Genomic DNA, 16,805 nt, shown 5'->3' with positions numbered 1-16,805 from the left:
GTGGGAGGCAGCTTGCTGGCGAAAAAGGCCTGAAAACCGGCAGATATTCTGCGTCTGTGCGTAAAGTCGCCAGCAAGCTGCCTCCCACAACGTAACTCATTGATCTTGACTGATCGGCATCAGGATTACTGAGGATCAGTTGGCACCTCGCCTTCCGATTGAGTATCGATGCTGACCACCACTGACATCCCCGGCCTCAGGCGTTCGGCCGCTGGCTGATCAGGATCGACAATGATGCGTACCGGTATGCGCTGGGAGATTTTCACGAAGTTGCCTGTAGCGTTATCGGCGGGCAGCAGGCTGAATTCCGAGCCGGCGGCAGGGGAAATACGCTGCACACGCCCTGTAAGCCGGGCGTTGTTCAGGGCATCGACGGTAAAGCTCACCGACTGGCCGAGGCGCACATTGGCCATCTGGGTTTCCTTCATGTTGGCGATGATCCACAACCGGTCGGGGACCAGCGCCATCAGTTGGGCACCCGAGTTCACATAAGCTCCCAGGCGCACGCCGATCTGCCCCAGTTGCCCGTCGCGGGGCGCCAGGATGCGGGTATTGTCCAGGTCGATGCGTGCCAGTTCGATGGCAGCCTGCGCGTTTTCCACCGAGGCCTGCAGCGAGTCGCGATTGATGATCACGGTTTGCAGGTCTTCCCGGGCGATCTGCAGCGCGGCCTTGGCTTCAGCCACTGCCGCAATGGCCTGAGCGTCAGCGGCGCGGGTCACGTCCAGTTCGCTGCGCGATACCGAGCCGTCCGTCACCAATGCCTGATTGCGGCGCAAGTCGGCTGCGCTCTTGCTGCTCTGGGCGATGCTGCTCTGCAATGCGGCCTGGCGCTGGCCAATGGTCGCTTCGGCACTGCGCCGTTGTTGCAGGTTGTTGGCCAGCGAGGCTTTCTGCACCGCCAGTTGCGCCATGGCCTGTTCCAGATTGCGCCGATAGATGCGGTCATCCAGACGCACCAGCAGGTCGCCCGCCTTGACGAACTGGAAGTCCTGGACCGGCACTTCATGCACATAACCGCTCAACTGCGGGCCGATGATGGTTGTCTGGCCACGCACCTGGGCATTTTCGGTGCTCTGGATCGGGCTGGTGAACGGTGGCAGTTCCCAGGCGTACAGCACGACCAGAACACCCGCCAGGGCAATACCGGCAAAGATCGCCGACGAGATGATGCGCTTGCGTCTTGAGCGTGGCTCGCTGGTGGGCGGCGTGGTCACCGGTGGTGGCGGTGGCGTGTCGGGGGCCTGAATGGACTCATCGTCGTTTTCAGTTCGGGATGACGCTTTGTCAGGCGGGTTCGGTTCATTCATGAAGGGGTGGCGCCACGGCTGGGGACGGAAGGTGGTGTGATTGGCGATGCAAGAGGTTGGGTAGTCATCTTCAGCCAGATCATTCGGGCTGAGATCCAGATCATCGTCAGTACGGCGATCACGGCAATCAACATGAAGACATCGTTATAGGCCAGGACATTGGCTTCGCGTGTTGCCAGGGTCGACAGCGAGCGAATGCCCTGAGTCGTGCGCAACGCGGGGTCGGCAATGGTCGAGGCGTAACCGGCAGCGGCGCTTTGCAGGCGCGATTGCACCAGCGGATCGATCAGGGTCAGGTGTTCGACCAGATGGCTGGAGTGAAACTTCTCGCGCATGACCTGGAAAGTGCCCAGCACAGCGGCCCCGATCAGCCCGCCGATGTTCTGGGTGATCCCGAACAGGACGGAAAAACTCACCATGTTGCGCGGGTTGGCGATGACGCCGCTGATGCCCAGCACCAGGGTCGGCCCCAGGAAAAACGTCCCGCCGAACGCCAGCAGAAACTGGCTTAGGTACATGTTCGACTGCCGGGTCAGGCTGGTGGAGCCACTGTCCATCCAGGCCCCTACCGCCATCATGGCCAGGGAAATCAGCAGCGGCTTGATCAGGTGCGCCGGATTGATGGTCAGGGCGCTGACTGCCAGACCGGCAATGCTGCCCAGCAACATGACCAGATAAAGGGTATGAAGCTGCTCGCTGCCCATGTTCAGAGTCTGCAGGAAGCCCACAGCCCCCGTGGACTGCTCCGACAGCACGATGCGAAACAGGATCACCGCCAGCCCCAGGCGCAGGATCGCGCCACTGCCCAGCCAGCGGGTAATCAGCAAAGGGTTGCTGCGGTTATGTTCAATGGCCAGTCCCGCACAGATCAAGGCGATGGAGGCCGCCGAAGCGATGCCTATCCAGGGCGCCTCCAGCCACCATTCGATACGTCCCAGCGACAGCACCGCGCACAACAGGGCAAAACCGCTGGCCAGCAGACTGAAGGTCAGGAAGTCGAGCTTTTCAAATGCCTTGAAGCGATCACCGGGCGGCAGTTTGAGCATCAGCACGCAACCCAGCGAAAGCAGCGCCATGCCCAGCTCGAACAGGTACAGGCCGCGCCACTCGGCAATCTGCAACAGGTCTTCAGACACCAGTCGCGCCAGCGGCGTCGCCAGTTGGGCGGTCCCCAGCCCGAGCACCAGCGCCTTGAGCCGCCACTTCTGGGGGAAGGCCTGAATCATGTAATACAGCCCCAGGGTGCTGAGCGCAGCCCCCACCATGCCGTGGGCCGCACGTACCGCCACCGCTGATTCGATGTCATTGACGAACAGATGGGCCAGTGTCACCAGCGAATAGAGCACCAGAAACAGTTCGGTAAAGGCACGCAGGCCAAACTGCTGGCGAAACTTCACCAGCAGCAGGTTCATCGACACGTTGGTCATGACGTAGGCCGCCGGCAGCCAGGCAATGTCCGCCGAAGTCGCACCCAGTGCACCTTGCAGATAAGGCAGGTTGGCCACCACCAGCGCATTGCCCAGGCCACCGGTCAGGGCAACGATGACGCCCACCAGCGCAAAGGCCCAGCGCCTGCGAGTGGAGTGCAGAGGCGTGGACGGCGAGCCCGGCATGGTGGGCCGCTCGTGGGGTTGCCACTGGCGGGGAGCGTATTTGTCGTTCATGGATTCCTTTCTTGGCTTTCGCGAATGAATTCGCTCCTACTGGGGTTGTAGGAGCGAATTTATTCGCGAAAGGTCCTGACAAACGCTTGAAAATCCCTACTTCGGTCTATGCTTAAGCGCAATTTTGTTTTGCTCATTGGCGCTGTTAGGATCTGTTCACGCTAAAAATAATAAGTAGAAGAAGAGCAAACGAACAAGGAGTTCAGAATGAGTCCACAGGTGTCACCCGCTCTCTCGGTTCGCAAACCCAGTCAGAAGCCGATTCTGGTTGAGGTCCGCAATCATATCGGCCATCTCACCCTGAATCGCCCCGCCAGCCTGAACGCCATCGATCTGGACATGATCCGCACCCTGCAGCGCCAGCTCGACGCCTGGGCCGAAGATCCTCAGGTGTATGCCGTGGTGTTGCGCGGTGCAGGCGACAAGGCGTTCTGTGCCGGCGGTGACATCCGCTCCCTGTATGAAACCTACAAGAGCGGCCAGAGCCAGCACCAGACATTCTTCGTCGAGGAATATGCCCTGGATCTGACGATCCACAATTACCGCAAACCGGTGCTGGCCCTGATGGATGGTCTGGTGCTGGGCGGTGGCATGGGGCTGGTGCAAGGGGCCGACTTGCGGGTGGTGACCGAGCGCAGCCGGTTGGGCATGCCGGAAGTGGCCATCGGTTATTTCCCGGATGTGGGCGGCAGTTATTTCCTGCCCCGCATACCCGGCGAGCTGGGGACTTACCTGGGAATCACCGGGGTGCAGATCGAGGCGGCGGATGCCTTGTATTGCGGCCTTGCCGACTGGTCCATGAACAGCAACATGCTGCCCCGACTGGACCACATGCTCGATCACCTGAAATGGAAATCCACGCCCCTCAAGGATCTGCAGGGCGCCATGGCCCGGCTGGGTACCCAGCGCCTGCCCTCTCCACCTCTGGAAGCCCTGCGGCCGGCCATCGACCACTTCTTCGGTTTGCCGGACTTGCCGGGCATCATCGAACAGTTGCAACAGGTAACCATCGCTGACACCCATCAATGGGCCTTGAACACCGCCGACCTGATGCACAGCCACTCGCCATTGGCCATGGCTGTGACGCTGGAGATGATCCGGCGCGGTCGGCATCTGTCCTTGCAGGACTGCTTTGCCATGGAGCTGCATCTGGATCGCCTGTGGTTCGAGCATGGCGATCTGATCGAAGGCGTACGTGCACTCATCATCGACAAGGACCGCAAGCCACAATGGAACCCACCCAGCGTAAAAGCGTTGAACGCCGGGCATGTGCAGCGTTTCTTCAGCAGTCTGGAGGTGTGAGTCATGCACGATATCGAACTGAGCGAAGAGCAGGTGATGATCCGCGACATGGCGCGGGATTTCGCCCGCAACGAAATCGCGCCCCATGCACAAGCGTGGGAAAAGGCCGGCTGGATCGACGACGCCCTGGTCGAAAAACTCGGGGATCTGGGTTTGCTGGGCATGATCGTGCCCGAGCAATGGGGCGGGACTTATATCGATTACGTGGCCTATGCCCTGGCGGTCGAGGAAATCTCGGCCGCCGATGCCGCTACCGGCACGCTGATGAGCGTGCACAGTTCGGTAGGCTGCGGCCCGATCCTCAATTACGGCAATGAAGAACAGAAACAGACCTGGCTGGCAAAACTGGCCAGCGGCAAGGCCATCGGCTGTTTCTGCCTGACCGAACCCCACGCCGGCTCCGAAGCGCATAACCTGCGCACACGGGCCGAGTTGCAGGGTGATCATTGGGTCATCAACGGTGCCAAACAGTTCGTCAGCAACGGCAAGCGTGCGCAACTGGCCATCGTGTTTGCCGTGACCGATCCCGAACTCGGCAAGAAAGGCCTGTCAGCCTTTCTGGTGCCCACTGACAACCCAGGTTTCGTGGTCGATCGCAGTGAACACAAGATGGGCATTCGCGCCTCCGACACCTGCGCCGTGACGCTCAATGCGTGCCGCATTCCCGCCGCCAACCTGCTGGGCGAACGCGGCAAGGGGCTGGCCATTGCCCTGTCGAATCTGGAAGGCGGTCGCATCGGGATTGCCGCTCAGGCACTGGGAATAGCCCGTGCAGCTTTCGAGGCTGCGCTGGGCTATGCACGGGAACGGGTGCAGTTCGACAAGCCGATCATCGAGCACCAGAGTATTTCCAACCTGCTGGCCGACATGCACACCCGAATCAACGCCGCACGCTTGCTGATCCTGCATGCCGCCCGTTTGCGCAGCGCCAGCCAGCCTTGTCTGTCCGAGGCCTCCCAGGCCAAGCTGTTCGCCTCGGAAATGGCCGAGTGGGTCTGCTCCAAGGCGATACAGATTCATGGTGGCTATGGCTATCTGGAGGACTACCCCGTGGAGCGTCATTACCGGGACGCCCGCATTACCCAGATCTATGAAGGCTCCAGCGAAATCCAGCGCCTGTTGATTGCCCGGGAACTGCGCCACTACCCGCTTTAGGCTCGGCGATCAGGTAAACCGCTGTCGTCCCAGCAAAGTAATCAGCAAGGTAACCGAGTCGGCGTTGCTCAGCATGATATCGGTGCGCTTGTGGGCATCGGCATAAAACACATCTCGGGCTGCGTCCAGATGACTCGTGCCCGTGATACGCAGGATCAACTTCTTTGCATCACTTTGCCTCAAGTCATGCCATTCATAATCTTCAGCCTGCTTGAACAACTTGTCACGATCAGTCTGGTAGGAAAGAGATTTCTGTTGCTGGATGATCTGCTCGTTCTTGATCCGTAACCGATAGCCCGGCGCATCCTCCAGCAGGTCGATAAAGGGCGCGTAGGAATCGACGTAAGCGATATCTTCGGTACCGGCAACCAGATGGGACAGTTCATGGATCAGAATCGTCGAACGATAATGGTCCCCATAATTGAAACTGCCAGACCGGACGACCTTGACCTTGAAGCGATAGCGAGGCACCCGAAAATACTGCTCGGTCAGGAAAATCCTTTTCAAGGGGTCTTTGGCAAAGACAAATGCACTGGATGTCTCATTCCCTCTTTTATTGAAGCCGACCACGTAACGCTCCGAATCGATAGGCGACAGCGACGGAGAAATCAGCTCTTCATAGATGCTTGTCACGATCTGCTTGATGGACTTGTAGGTGTGCGGATTCGGATACCGCTCATCAAAGAAGTGGGCAACAATCTGTTCAACCCGAGGGTCGGGCGTGCCATGCGCCGATTGCAGGTTCAGATTATCAAGGCAGTTTTCCAGATAGCGGCGAGCCTGAGCATGCGCCTGCTCGATGCACTGCGCCCTGTCCCGGTAGACCTGACGAATCTCGCGCATGCCTTTGGCATCGACCACCAGATTTTCATTGACCTCCGTTTCCACCATATTGTTTTTTATGCGGGTAACAATACCGCCGCCGCCCTTGAGGCCACCTTGCAACTGAAGCTTCCAGTGCTGGTTCGTATCAAGTTTGATAGAAGGTCCGACCTTGTCCTTTTTGACAATAAACCAGTTGTCCTTGTTGGACATGACCTGATAAACCTTGCCATCGACCGCAGCGTACAGGTGCCCCGTCTTGTCATCCCTGGAAACGTTGAGCACCTCATCCTTGCGCAGCCCGTTCAACGCAATATCATGCACCTCGAACTCACTCAGACGACTGCGCAATTCTTCGCTCAGCGCATTGTTGCTCCAGGAGAATTCCGGAAAGGCTGTGCTCTCTTCATCAACGCTGGTGGTCACCTCCTCTGCAGCCAAGAGGCCTTTATGAGGTTCCTGCCGGGCTGCGATCAGTACACTCAACCCTGCTGCCAGTTCCGAGATCGCCTTGCCCCATCTCTGTTCGCCGATGGAAACGACAGAGGAATGAAACAGATCACGACTCTGCCATAGCCCGACCAGAGCGCCGAGACGTCCCGGTGCCAGTGACAGTATCTGTTCAACTGCAAGGCCGAACAGGTACTTTGACGAACGATGCCGGTGCTCGGCATTGGTGACGCTTTGCTGGCGTATATCAAACTTGAAACCCTCCAGAACCCCCGGTAACAGATACTCCAGCGCATTCCCCCGGCAGGGTTCCAGCATGAGCGTCACCGGCAGCGGTCGCTCAAAAGGCAGGCTCATGGAGTCTTCGGTACTGAAAGGCAAATGTGGCTCGTGAAAGCCGCCATTGTCATAGACATGGCGCATGGACGGGTCAATACGATCAAGGATAAATGCCTGAAATGTCTCCGAGGTGCACAGATCGGTCACCAGAGCGGCCTGATCCGCATACTCCTTGAACGTCCATTCCTCATAGAGCGGCGCATAAACCACCCAGGGGCCTGACTGCAAATCCTGTGAGGTAATCACGTAGACGCCGAGCACCGGCGTAGGCTCCCAGCCTTTGGGAGCCGGCAGAATCAATAAGGGACTCAGCACCACGTTCCAGCCACGGACCGGCAAGCGGGCAATACCGTCCGGCATGTTGAAGACCGACTCGATGAAGTCATATCCCTCAGCCGACAGTTTTTTCCTGAGCTTGAGCACAAACGCCTTCAACACTTCCGTGACCGGAATCTGCTCGGCAAAGTTTTTCTTGCGCTCCTGATAGGAAGGACTGTTGAGATCGAGCGCCGAGTCAACCAGTTGCCGGTAGCTGGCGGCGACATCCAGTGACTCCAGCAGGTCACGAATATAAGCGGGTGTCAGTGACGTGCTGACCTTCACGCCATCTTTGTGAGAAATGGAAATGACCCCATCCTGGATGAAGGAAAAACGATTGATGGAAAAATCGGTGAGCGTTTCGCTGATTTTCTGGGTGGCCGCCGGCAACCCCTGAGGTGTCTGGCCTGTCGCAACAGGCATAGCGACATAGTGGGTCATGGTTACGAGCAACTTGTCGGGGTCCAGCTCATCTCCCGGAAAATCAACCTTGAGCCTGGCGCTCAGTTTTTCCTTTGCATAGTCACGAATGTCGGGAACATCGAACAGGAAATCATCGTAGGTATTACTGGAGATATAAAAGCGCTGCACCATGTTGATCAGCGTGACCAGATCCTCAAGCGAGGCTTCGGTCACCCAGACGGGCGCGATGGCTTTGTAGATCATGACCTGCAGTGCCGCTCCCAGATCATTCACTGCCTGACGGTTGCCGTCGTCGCGTTCAGTGACCGCGAGCACTTTGTCAAACAGATCGGGGGCCAGATTCCAGGTCAAGGCTCGTTTGTAGATAAAAGCCACGGTTTGTTGCTGTCGCTGGTTTTCAACCTCCTGCAAGGCACGGATCAGATTTCCATCAATCACCCGCAGCACGATACTGATATCAAGTGTTTCAGTGCGCCCAAGGTGCTCAAGCAACAGATGCCTGTCCGTACCGGATAAAAGTTCGAGAACATTGTCGATCCTGTCCATACGGGTCAGGCAGCCCAGCAGATTGCCTTCCAGTTCCTGAAGAGAGCTGAAGGTCGTCAGGCCGTTCAGCATTGTCCACAGAACATGACGGTCAGGTTGACTGGCATTGTAGAGAACGAATGCATTGGCCAACGGGAGCGGCGGCTGATCAGGAGCACAAATCAGCGACAACATGGCGACCTCGACCCGGTCTTCGCCCAATGCCTCGCGCAAGGCTGGAAGCGGCCAATCCAGTACTTGTTGAAGCATATCGATGATGCTCGCATCAAACACTTCCAGATACCGCTCCAGCGACAGTTCCAGCCGCAAAGCATCCTCTCGGGAATGCGCCGCCCATACTCCCGGGTTTACTTGTGCATTGCCACGGCGAATCGGCAGTAAATAGAAGTCTCGCTGCTGACGATCGTAGCGCTCTGCAAAATCGTGCAGGACCCATTTGAGTATCGATTCAAGCAACACCAGCGGTAATCGGTGTTCAGGCTGACTCTCAAGAGCAGTGACCTGTCCCTTTAGCACCGTGCCATCGAGCAAGGGAGCCTGGCCGCTCTTGCTGACTCTCTCAAGGGCCAGGGAAAGCAGCTGGATAGCCCGTTTGTCTGGACCGGACCTCATCACCCAAAGAGCACGGACATCCAGAGGATCACCACCGATAAGGGCGAGATAGCGGTCTAGCGCACGATGCATGCATTCCTCGACACCGGCATGCAGCGTCGCCAGACGCTCCATTCGGGCATCCAGGTCGAGCATTCTGTCCGCCCAGGCTTTGAGTGCAGGATAATCGTGGTCACCCTGTTCGACAGCCGATGCTGAAAGCGGGCGCCCCCAGAGCGCTTCAAACTCGGTCTGCCCGGCCTGCCAGCGGCCCGAATCGCGCAGGCGCAACAGCCGGGCATCCAGCAGACCACGCACATCGAGCGCATCGTCGATCCGCACAGGTGCCTTTTGATAACCGATGGCTGGCAGGCTCAACGCATAACGAACGTTTCGCTTCTGCAAGGCGATGATCGACCTGATGAACTCCGGGAACCATGAAACAGTGAATGCATCTACCCGCAGCTTGAGCGCACCTTGCATGCCAAGCAATGCATGGTCGTCCAGGGAGGTAAAGCGCAGCAGTTCGGCTCGCCCCTGAACGCTGGAAAAATGCTCGCTGACCTGCGTCCTGTCAGTGAAACGCCTGAACCCTTGCTGCGATGAAAACAGGTACGACACCGGCAACTGATCGACCCGAAACTCGATCAGGAAGACACCGACCAGCTTGACGGGCTCCTGATCACCAATGCCGACAGACAGCCTGCTGACCAGCATCGACTTCAGATCGGCAGGCACACCGGGGTACGGCAACAGGGCTCGCAACTGACGGCATTCGTGCTCCGTCAGCGAACCCTGCGCGATACTGGTCAACAAGGTCTGACGCAGGGATTCGGCCAGAGCATGAGCCGCCACGTCGCGCATGGTGCGGCCATCCCTGGTGATCTGATTCCAGTAATCATCCAGCAATTGTTCGTAAGTGTCGGTAACGATAGCGCTCAGTTCATTGAGGGCCTGGACGTATGGCTGCGCCTGGATAGCCGTCAGGATACGGCCTTGCACATCCAGAAACCGCAGGGTGAGCCCGCTTTCTGGCTCTTCACCCCCATATTTATGGGCCGCGACCTCAACCAGTGTCTGGGAGCCCACCACCCTGCTTATCAACGCGCCATCATCGGACAACCGCTCTTCGATGATTTGTACCGGGTGATTGAAGACATCAAGAGAGTTGCCGGGCAGAAGCTGTGAAAGCCTGACAGCCAGGGCTTTCCCCAACACAGTGTGCAAGGACGGAAGTCGGTGCAGTCCCTCGGACAGTTGATCAAGATGCTGAACCTGTTGCTGGACGACGGACTCCATCTGTACCTCGAACAGCGGGTCATTGACCAACTGCGCCTCGATCTCAAGGGACATGTCCCGGATCTCGTCGAACCTTTTCTTGAGTCTGACGAGTAATGCAGCCCGGCTCTTGAAGCGCTCGATACCGAATATCAGGGTACTCAGGAACACCGGGGCCTCTCGGTCCCGGGGATTGCTCAGCAGTAACGCACCCGCCAGTTCGGCATTGGGCGTGGAGCCGTCATCCATCACCAGTCTGTCGACCCGCGGGGAAGGCCTTGGGCTGCTCAGGTCGTTGGTATCGTCAACCAGACTTTGCAGCCATCTGCCTTCGCCAGCGCTGATACGAGAGCTGCTGACTGCCTCTTGGATGCTTTGCGAGAACCGCGCCTTGAGTGATGCACTGAAAAAATACGGCGGTGATGACATCTGCGATTTCCTTTTCATGAAGCCTCAGCCCACGCCGGATAACCTGGCGTGGGCCAATAAAAGGAAACAGCTTATTGAGGGAGCAGAATGGGCTGCGTTACATAAAGCAATGGATAAACAACCGTTGCGCTCGCCTCAGCCAGCCTTGCGGTTTTTCTCGACCCACACAGCGTAGGCATTGATGAAGGTTTGCAGGAACGGGCGAGTCTTCTCCGACAGCGTACCGGCCTCGTCGAAAAAGGTGCCGGCATTGCCCAGATAGGCTTCGGGCTGCTGCAGGCAAGGCACATCCAGAAAGACCAGCGACTGACGCAAGTGGTGATTGGCACCGAAGCCGCCGATCGCGCCGGGAGACGCACTGATCACCGCGCCCGGCTTGCCACTGAAAGCACTTTTGCCATAAGGACGCGAGCCCACATCGATGGCGTTTTTCAGCGCGCCCGGCACCGAGCGGTTGTATTCGGGGGTAACGAACAACAGGCCATCTGCGGCTGCAAGCTGCTCGCGAAATCTCGTGTAAGCCTGCGGAGCCGAAGCGCCATCAATGTCTTCGTTGTACAGCGGCAGGTCACCGATCTCGACAATATTCAACTTCAGTGTGTCAGGGGCCAGATCAGCCAATGCGAGCGCGATCTTGCGGTTGATGGAGTCTTTTCTCAGGCTGCCAACCAATACGGCGATGGAGTGAATCTGGCTCATGGGGCTATCCGTCATCTGATTCAAGGAATCATGAGGTATAGCCCAAGTCGCGTTCAGGGCAAGTGGTGACTAGCGTGATGTCGCATTACCCCACAACTGAAAAGCCCTGTGCTTTAGCAGCAGATGCATGACAGCACAGTGACCGGGCCTTCAAGACACATGAGGGAAACTCACCCGCCCGAGCAAGGACGTCAACAAGGCCAGTGAATCGGCATTATTCAACATGATTTCACTGCGCACGCGAGGATCGGCATAAAAGACATCCCGCGCTTGCGACAGGTTGTTCTTGCCGGTGATACGTAAAACCGCAGCCTTTGCGCCCCCCTCGCGATGTTTCAGATCCTTGAACGTCCCGTCGTTCAGTTGTGCAAACAGTTTGCTGCGATCGGTGTAATAGGACAACGTGTCCCTCTGCGCAGCCACCACCTCGTCCTTGAGACGCTTCCTGAACTCAGCCGTGTCCTCCATGAGATCATAGAACGGTGCATTAGAGTCGACATAAGCAATGTCTTCCGTATTCAGGCACAGATGGGAAACCTCATGAAGCAGGATCGTGCCACGATGATGCGACCCCATATTGAACTCGCCCGTACGAATGGCTGAAACCTTGAGGCGATAGTAAGGCAGACGAAAGAACTTGTCGGTCAGGAAGATCCGCTTCATCGGATCGTAAACGAATACAAATGCCGTGGAGTCATGATGGGCAGGCCTGTTGATCCCGACGACATAACGATCCGAGTCATGGGGCGAAAGCGAAGGGTCCATCAGGGCACCATACAAGGTGGTGAGAGAGTCTCTGACAGAATCGATCAGACGCGCATCGGGGTGTGAATAACTGAAAAACTCCGAGAGGATTTGCATACATCGAGGATGAAGGTTTTCCGAGTGCCCCTTGAGATTATCCAGGGCGTTCTCCAGGTATTTCCGGGCCTGGTTGTGGGCATCGGCGATCAACTCCGTCCGGTCGCGGAATACCTGGCGAATTTCAGACATCCCCCTGGCCTCGATCACCATATACCTGTCGACATCCAGGTTGACCATTCTATTTTGAAAGCGGCTCACGACCGGGCCGCCGCCCTTGAGCCCTGCAAGGTCCAGTTCCCATTGCTGTTTTATGTTGAGCCTGATCCCTGGCCCCGGCTGATCCTTACCGACAATGCGCCAATTGTTTTCACTCAACTGGACCTGATAAACCTTTCCTTGAATCGCGACATACTCTTTTTGGGTACGCTTGTCGCGGTAGGTATTGAGCAGGTTGTCCTTGTACAACTCGTTCAAGGCCACATCCCGGACTTCAAGCTGGCGCAACCGCCCTTGCAACTGCGACGAGAGAACATTGTTGCCCCAGCGAAACCTGAAAGACGTGTCTTCAGGTGCCAGCACCTCTTCAGGCTCTTCAAGCTGTTCGGCAAACTCCTCCTTGGATTTTTTCCGGGAAGATATCACCATGCTCAGCGCCGCCGTGAACTCCGAGGCGGCCTTGCCCCAGTGCTTGTCTGCAACAGCGTGAATAGAAGCCTGAAACAGGGTCCGGCTTTGCCAGACACCCACAAGCGCACCCAGCCTGCCCGGCAGGAACGACAAGATCTGCTCGCCCAGCAGGCCCCATAGATATTTGGAAGCGGCCCGATCATTCTCTGTATTGGTAACGCTGTCATCCTCAATGAGCTGCTTGAAGGTCTCCAGGGTCCCCTTGAACAGTAATTGCAGGGCATTCCCCTTGTAAGGCGTCGTTCTGATATCCACAGGCGCCGGACGTGTCCAGGGAACATCAAGGGAAGACTCGACACTGAACGAAAGATGCGGCTCCAGAAAACCGCCATTGGCATAAACATGCCGAGTTGCCGGATCAAGGCGTCCCAGGATGAAATCCTGCAAACTGCTGGAAGTCCGGATATCGGCCAGCAGCGCATTCCTGTTGGCATATTCCTTGATCGACAATGCACCGCCGAGTACCGAATACAGCACCCATGGACCTTCCTGAGGCGTACCGGGTGCAATCACATAGACACCCATGACGTTGTCGGGCGCCCAACCGGTATCGGCACGTAACAGTTGCAAGGGGCTGATGGTGATATCGCGTCCCTTGAAAGGTACTCGCGCAACACCGTCAGGCATGGTCATGACACTTTCGAGGGCGTCATAGCCTTCCATGGTCATAAGCCCCATGAGCTTGAGCTGGAAAGCCTTCAACAATTCATAAGACGGTACCTGATCGATGTAGTTGTTTTCCCGGACGGCGTAATCCGCGGACTTTTCATCGAGCTTCTGCGCCACCATCAATCGGTAGTTTGCTGCGATATCCAGTGAGCGAACCATCTGGCGAATGTACCCTGCCGTCAGTGAGGAAACCGGCTGAAAGCCCTCTTTCAACGAGATGGACACGACACCATCCTGGGCTGAAAAGAATCGGTCAATGGCAAAGTCGGTGAGGCTTTCACTGACCCGTGTAGTGGCGACAGGTAATGACTGTGGAACCTCTCCCGGTGCGACTGGTGCAGGGGTGTAACGCGTCAGGGTAACGCTCACTTGTTCAGGCGTGAGGTCCTGCCCCGGAAAATCTGCCTCCAGCCTTTCGGACAACTTGCGTTGTGCATACTCGTGAATATCAGGAATTTCGAACAGAAAATCCTTTTTACGGTCGTGGGTTGCATAGAAGCGCTGCCATATCCCCAATAACATTATCTGGTCATCAATGGAGGCGGCTTTGATCCACTTGGAAAGCAGCACATCGCCTTGCATCATTTGCAACCGGGTGCCCAGGCGTCCGACTATCCGCCGCTTGCTGTCATCATGCTCAGCCAGATCAAGTGCATTGCGAAACAGTTCGGGTTTGAGTTTCCATGTGCGCACCCGCTCGTACTGAAGCAGGTCCCCTTGCCGCTGACGCCCGTTTTCGGCATCTTCCAGAAACCGAATGAAATGCTCCTCGATACGTGTCAGTTCAAGATGAACAGTCGGCAGTTCATTGGCCTCGCAATACTGACGCACCACAGGCTTGTCCGACTCATTCAAGAGGTCCAGCACATAACTGCGATGGTCAAGACGAACGAGCCAGGAGCTGACGAGGCTATCGATATCCTGACCGGGCTCAAGCACCTTGAACCCCATGTGCAAGGACCACATGAGGTATTGAGCATCGCGCGTCGAATCAAACAACACGAAGGTATTGGTCAGGGGAATGTGGCGCGCTATGCCATCAAGCTTGAGGGCCAGCGCAAAAGCCTCGACACGCTGGCTGCCAAAAACGGCTCTCAAACTACGCAAAGGCCTGTCCAGAACCTGTTGGAGCATGTCCAGCGCATCCGCGTCGATCGTGCCGCGACGTCGCTCGATCTCCAGTTCAAGGCGTAGCGTTTGCTCACGAACAAGCTCCGACAGCCTGTCTGGATAAATCCGGGTATCGAGCAGCCGCACCGGTTTGCGGTAAAGACTCTTGAGCTGTAACTCATACCTGCGGGCAAAATCGCGCTGCACCAGAGAAACGATTTTCCCCGCCAACCGGGGCGGTAACAGATTCATGGAACTGGCCAGGGCCGGGTCCGATGAATCGCTCAGTTTCCAGCTTTCAGACCAGATACCCGAGCCTTCCTTGACGACCTCTTCAAACGCCATAGAAACAAGGCTTTTGGCTTCTTTGCCCGGAATATGCCCCCAAAGCCTGCGCGCATCGAGAAGGTGATTGCCGATGACTGCCAGATACCGGTTCAGAGCATGGCGCATGCAACTGGCAACCCCCGCGTACAACTGCCCCAAAAGCCGGACCACATCATCCATCTCATGCAGTTGCTCGCCCCAGGAGGCCAGAAAGTCACTTTCGAATTTCTTTTCAGCGAACAGGCTCTTCGGAACCTGCTCCAGACTCAACGAATACTCAGGGAGAAAAACACCCGAGCGCCATCGTCCGGAGTCATGAAGCCCATACAGCCGACTATCCAGCAGCCCCCGAATATCCAGCGCATCGTCGATCCGAACAGTCGCCAGACGATGGGAAACAGAAGGCAACCCCAGCACGTACTCCAGATTTCTCTTCTGCAGGGCGATGACAGATCCGGCATGCTCACTGAACAATGAGTGCTCGATCAGGCTCATTTGTATCTGTACACGACCAGAAGCACCCAGCACCCCATGGTCGTTCAAGGAGGAATAACGCAACAGTTCGAGACGCCCTGCCTCGGTTCCGAAATGCGTGGCCACCGCCTGCTCATCAGCAAAACGGCGAAAGCCCTCCACCATAGAAAACATGTAGAAACCCGGTAACGAGCCTGTCGCGAACTGGATCAGCAGTACGCCCAGAATCTTGACCGGTCCTTGCCCTTCAATACTGACCGAAATCCTGTGTACATGAACCCAATCCTTGCCGGGAGTGGCGCTGGGCGATGGCAGAAGAGATCGCAAACGACGGAACTCGAACGAGGTCAGCCCCCCTTCTTCCCTGGACGACAACAGCTTCTGACGAAATGACTCGGCCAGCGCATACCCGGCAAATACCGTCATCGTCAGCCCGCACTCGAGCTCCTGCTCCCAGTAATCGACAAGGGATCTTTCATAGCTGGCGGATAGCTCTTGCACGGTTCGGGTAATGGACTGAACGTAGGGCAGTGCCTGATCCTCGGAAAGCACCTGACCATAGGCTCCGAGAAAACGCTGCGCCGACTTGGAGGACGTGGACTGGGCGTCATACTCATCCAGTACGGTGCTGGACAGATACTGCGCATAAAGGACACCGGGCGCCACAGCCCCATGGGGAGTTTGAGCCGGGTCACTGAGAGTCTGCGACATGTCGCGAAACACGTTGATGGGCGATTGAGGCAGTTGCTCGCGCAGGTTCTCCTGCAGTGCCTGCGCCAATACCGTCTGCAGGGAAGGCAACTGATGCAGGCAATCGGACAAGGCATTCAGGTGCTCCATCTGCTGCTGAAGAATCAGCTCCATCTGGCGCTCGAACAAAGGGCCCTCGATCAGTTCAGCATCCAGTCGAAGCGGTTGACTCGCACTGTGGGCATAACGTTCGTTCAGCAGGTCGAGCAATGCCTGTCGAGTCTCGAACCGCTCGATCCCAAAAAGCAGGGTGCTCAGAAATACAGGTGCATCGGTGCGGGTCGGGTCACTGATCAATAACGCAGAGGCCAGTTCCGCATGAATCGGCGCACCGTCTTCCATGATCAACCTGTCGACCCGTGGGTGGGGCGAAGCCTCCAGAATGTTGTTGGATATCTCGGCCAGACGCTTGAGCCACTCGCATTCGCGAATAGTGATCCGGCTGTCACTGATGGCCTCAGTCAGGCTCTGGGTGAATCGGCGTTTAAGCGAATCGCTATAGAAATACGGAGCTGTTGATGCAGGCATAAGCCATTCTCCTTATGTCACGTTTCCCCGCTTCAAAGGGTTGCAAGGGGGATAAAGGAAAACGAGCTTATAGAGAGGCTGATCAGCGACTGCTGTACATATGGCAATTCAAAAAACACCTGTGGGAGGG

7 protein-coding genes are annotated in these 16,805 nt (G+C 57.0%); 2 read left to right on the top strand and 5 right to left on the bottom strand.

Annotated elements, in window-relative coordinates; genetic code table 11:
- Window positions 1-125 precede the first annotated feature (125 nt).
- A complete protein-coding gene (locus KQP88_RS07620) occupies window positions 126-1,310 on the bottom strand; it encodes an HlyD family secretion protein (protein WP_216705280.1) in 1,185 nt (394 codons plus the stop codon).
- Entirely contained in the window at window positions 1,307-2,974 is a 1,668-nt protein-coding gene (locus tag KQP88_RS07615) for an MFS transporter (RefSeq protein ID WP_216705279.1), read from the bottom strand. The genes KQP88_RS07620 and KQP88_RS07615 overlap by 4 nt, the downstream gene beginning before the upstream one ends.
- 207 nt (window positions 2,975-3,181) lie before the next feature.
- On the opposite strand from KQP88_RS07615, the gene KQP88_RS07610 reads away from it, so the two are divergent.
- Complete coding sequence (locus tag KQP88_RS07610; RefSeq protein ID WP_216705278.1) at window positions 3,182-4,276, top strand: enoyl-CoA hydratase/isomerase family protein; 1,095 nt, start codon at window positions 3,182-3,184, stop codon at window positions 4,274-4,276.
- A 3-nt stretch (window positions 4,277-4,279) separates the two neighbouring features.
- Window positions 4,280-5,431: an acyl-CoA dehydrogenase family protein gene (locus KQP88_RS07605; protein WP_216705277.1), complete on the top strand. Its 1,152-nt coding sequence runs from the start codon at window positions 4,280-4,282 to the stop codon at window positions 5,429-5,431.
- A 9-nt stretch (window positions 5,432-5,440) separates the two neighbouring features.
- Here KQP88_RS07605 and KQP88_RS07600 read toward each other — a convergent pair whose 3' ends face one another.
- The 3 genes from KQP88_RS07600 to KQP88_RS07590 form a co-directional block, all read right to left on the bottom strand.
- The gene (locus KQP88_RS07600) at window positions 5,441-10,627 is read right to left on the bottom strand and encodes a dermonecrotic toxin domain-containing protein (protein ID WP_216705276.1); all 5,187 of its coding nucleotides are present in this window, start codon (window positions 10,625-10,627) and stop codon (window positions 5,441-5,443) included.
- 135 nt (window positions 10,628-10,762) lie between these two features.
- A complete protein-coding gene (locus KQP88_RS07595) occupies window positions 10,763-11,326 on the bottom strand; it encodes an NADPH-dependent FMN reductase (RefSeq protein WP_216705275.1) in 564 nt (187 codons plus the stop codon).
- Window positions 11,327-11,476: 150 nt separating this feature from the next.
- Entirely contained in the window at window positions 11,477-16,675 is a 5,199-nt protein-coding gene (locus KQP88_RS07590; RefSeq protein ID WP_216705274.1) for a dermonecrotic toxin domain-containing protein, read from the bottom strand.
- Between the last annotated feature and the right edge of the window lie 130 nt (window positions 16,676-16,805).

Source organism: Pseudomonas lijiangensis, assembly GCF_018968705.1.
GTDB lineage: Bacteria > Pseudomonadota > Gammaproteobacteria > Pseudomonadales > Pseudomonadaceae > Aquipseudomonas > Aquipseudomonas lijiangensis.
The sequence above is the reverse complement of the archived record's forward strand: the minus strand, read 5'-3'. Positions and strand labels throughout refer to the sequence as shown.